Origin of the sequence: Paenibacillus ihuae (assembly GCF_001368795.1) — a bacterium.
Lineage (GTDB): Bacteria > Bacillota > Bacilli > Paenibacillales > Paenibacillaceae > Paenibacillus_AQ > Paenibacillus_AQ ihuae.
In genome coordinates this window covers 3,389,429-3,392,515 of record NZ_LN831198.1, presented here as the reverse complement: position 1 = coordinate 3,392,515, position 3,087 = coordinate 3,389,429, and the positions used below count along the sequence as shown (strand labels likewise).

Annotated in this window: 3 protein-coding genes and 1 pseudogene; 1 reads left to right on the top strand and 3 read right to left on the bottom strand. The window is 51.9% G+C overall.

Annotated features, from left to right (window positions below; translation table 11 throughout):
* Together AQR02_RS15555 and AQR02_RS15550 are read right to left on the bottom strand one after the other, a co-directional pair.
* Positions 1-1,202, bottom strand: a pseudogene (locus tag AQR02_RS15555) (MFS transporter); the annotation flags it as partial.
* The gene (locus AQR02_RS15550; RefSeq protein ID WP_054941260.1) at positions 1,199-1,705 is read right to left on the bottom strand and encodes a YbaK/EbsC family protein; all 507 of its coding nucleotides are present in this window, start codon (positions 1,703-1,705) and stop codon (positions 1,199-1,201) included. The pseudogene AQR02_RS15555 and the gene AQR02_RS15550, both read right to left, overlap by 4 nt.
* 176 nt (positions 1,706-1,881) lie before the next feature.
* Here AQR02_RS15550 and AQR02_RS15545 point away from each other — a divergent pair, with 176 nt between their 5' ends.
* Positions 1,882-2,526 (top strand): DUF1796 family putative cysteine peptidase, encoded by a 645-nt coding sequence (locus tag AQR02_RS15545; RefSeq protein ID WP_054941259.1) that lies wholly within the window; start codon positions 1,882-1,884, stop codon positions 2,524-2,526.
* 111 nt (positions 2,527-2,637) lie between these two features.
* Here the strand turns inward: AQR02_RS15545 and AQR02_RS15540 are convergent, their stop codons facing one another.
* Positions 2,638-3,063, bottom strand: a complete 426-nt coding sequence (locus tag AQR02_RS15540; protein WP_054941258.1) for a MarR family winged helix-turn-helix transcriptional regulator — start codon at positions 3,061-3,063, stop codon at positions 2,638-2,640.
* Positions 3,064-3,087: the final 24 nt, after the last annotated feature.

Below are 3,087 nucleotides of genomic sequence, written 5' to 3'. Positions count from 1 at the left end.
AAACGCTGCGGCTGGTCGAGGCGTAGCTGAGCCAGGCACCGGCCAGAGCCAGAACCGAAAGGACAGCGGATAGCCAGGGAATAGAGGATAAGCCAAAGGAAATGATGGCAAGTCCGCCAAGATAAGCTCCTGCCGCATTGCCCAGATTGAGCGCCGAATGGCTTGATGTCGTGGCAAGCAGCGGTGCTTTATGCGCCAGGTTCATAATCCGCAGCTGGATACCCGGCATAATACCGAACGCTGCGATTCTTCCCCAGAGGAAGATATTGATGATCGTCAGCGCAGGATGGTGCAGAGTCAAGGTAAGCATAGCAATAATCAATGCAAGAACCGCGAAATTGACCATGAGCGATGGCATCAGCTTCCAGTCCGCCAGCCTGCAGCCGACGATGTTGCCGAGCGTAACCCCCACTCCGAATAATACGAGAATCCAGGTGACCTGATGTTCAGCAAAACCACTGATATTCTCCAGCATCGGTGTGATATAAGTGAACAAAGAGAACAGGCTTCCGCAGCCAAGTGCACCGGTAAGAAGAATCAGCAGCACCTGCGGATTCACCAGCCCCCGTACCTGTTCACGGAGATTGGCCGTCTCTTGCTGGACGATGACAGGGATAAACCGGATGATGCCGAATAGGGACACAATTCCGAGCATTGTAATCGCCCCGAAGGAGGCCCGCCAGCCGGGCTGCTGGCCGATAAAGTTCCGAACGGTACGCCGATAATATTGGCCACGGTCAGACCGGCAAGTACAACGGAGACCGCTCCGGCGCGCTTCTCCGGCTTAACGAATCTCGCAGCGATGATTGTTCCCACCCCAAGATAGGTACCGTGTACGAAGGCAGTATGCACACGGGCGATAATCAGAAGTACATAGGTCGGGGCAATGACAGATACGGCGTTGCCGAAAATAAAGATGCACATGAGAATAATCAGCAGCTTTTTCTGCGGTAGCTTATGGGTAATTACGGTCAATACGGGTGCACCGATGCCAACACACCAAGAGCATAGCTGGTAATCAGCTGGCCGGCCTGAGGAATGCTTACGCCAAGATCATGGGCCACATTGGGAAGTAGGCCCATGATGATAAACTCGGTCATGCCGATTGCAAAGGCGCCAAGGGTAAGGCATAGAAGGGACAGCGGGAAACGTTCCTTGGCCTGCGGCGGCACGGAGCTACCCTTGGCCGGTTTGATCCTCATGAGGCTTGATCATCCCCGTTTCCTATAACTTCTGCCCAGTCTTTACATACGTCTACCCAGTCTCTGCTGCCTGAATACAGAGCAAGCTCCTCACAGGTTAGCTCGATAGCGGAATTAGTACTGCCGCAGGCAGGGAACAAGGTACTGAACCGCTTCATGGATACATCCAGGTATACATCCAGCTCACGGGCCAGTCCAAACGGACAGACCCCGCCGATTTCATGGCCGGTCTGCTCCAGCACTTCATCCGGACTAAGCATCCGGGCCTTGAGCCCGAGGGCTTCCCTGAATTTCTTATTGTCGATTCTGGCGTCTCCGGCGGCAACGATCAGGATAGCATTCTCCCCGGAACCTCGGAAGGACAACGTTTTGGCGATCCGGGCCGGAATGACACCGATCGCGGCTGCAGCCAGATCCACTGTTGCGCTAGATTCCGCAAACTCCAGAATGTCTTGCTCTTTGCCGAAGGCGCGGAAATGTTCCTTTACTCTGCTAATAGACATGACCGGTGCTCCTTTCTGCACATTCATTTTTTTACAGCCTGTTTCAATCAGTTTTCATATTGGATCATATTTTAACCTCTTTTTGTGCTTGGGGCAAAGTAAACCTTTACTATAATCCAAGCATTTTGCCTGTCAGGCGCATTTAATATTGAAATATCAGCTGTGGGGTGAGTCGAATGGAATTGGGAGAACTAAAAGGGGCGTTTGACTGTATCGTCAGTCTGGGAAGCTCTTGTGAACCGGCTGCCCATTTGCGCAGAAAGGGTCTCAGAACCTTTTCTTCTCCGCTGGATTGGGTCGTTTCATTATCGCTTACCGATGTGAACCGGCTGCTCAGCAGCCGCTTTTCCGGGTATATGGATCTCCAGAATATGTCGCTGATCGAAGGAAATGATGTGTTTGTCGAGAATGAGGTTGTAATGCCGGTCAAATCTTATTTTGTGAAGGACTATTATTATAACGTGATCTCAGTCCATGATTTCCCGGTTCTGGATGGGCAGGAGTGGAGCTCTGTCTATCCCGGCTTTAAGAACAAAATCGAGATGCGCAGCCAGCGCCTACTGGACCAGCTGATTGCCAGCCGCAGGGCGTTGTTTATCCGCTGGGGCAGTACTTACGATGAAGCGGTTGCTCTACAGCAGGTGCTGAGACCATTAACCGGCGGGGAATATCTGATTCTGATCGTCAACGGGGTTGACGGGCTGGAATCCGTCATCGACAATGCATGGGGCCTGCCGGGAATCAGTTCGCTGAGTATCCCGAACCGCGCGGGGGATTCTGAGACCTGGGATTATATTCTGGACGGTATCAGTCTGGCTTGATCCGCTCTCTCTCCGTACAGACCTATTATATCTGCAGCCCCCAAAGGCCCCTTTACAGGTAAGGGCCTTTTTTTATGTGGAGACAGTTTGGCGGCTCTTAGACAGTTCCTATCATAAGCTTTCGGAAGTACGGGTAACCTTATGAAGCAAAGCCACAAGTGTATCGGCTTCCTCCTCCGTCAGATTGGCAGTCAGCTTGCGGTTATGCTCATCTAGAATGGATTGAAATACGGGAGCAAAATCCACGGCTTTGGCTGTAGGATACAAAAGAGAAGAACGCCGGTCTTTTGGATCGGTCCGCCGTTCAATATATCCCAGTTGCTCCAGATGCTTCACGGAACGGGCGGTTGTCGCCTTATCGAATTTCATTTCATTCGTCATCTGGTCCTGGGTAATGCCCGGATGGCCGAGAATCAGCTTCAGAAAACTGTGCTGTCCGCCGCTGCCAAGCCCGTAGGGTGCAAGTTCTTTGCTCAATATTTTTGTATTCTGGCGGTGAAGATAGGCAACCAGCTTGCCGATCGGTTCTTTTCTCAATACGGACACCTCTTTAGATTCATG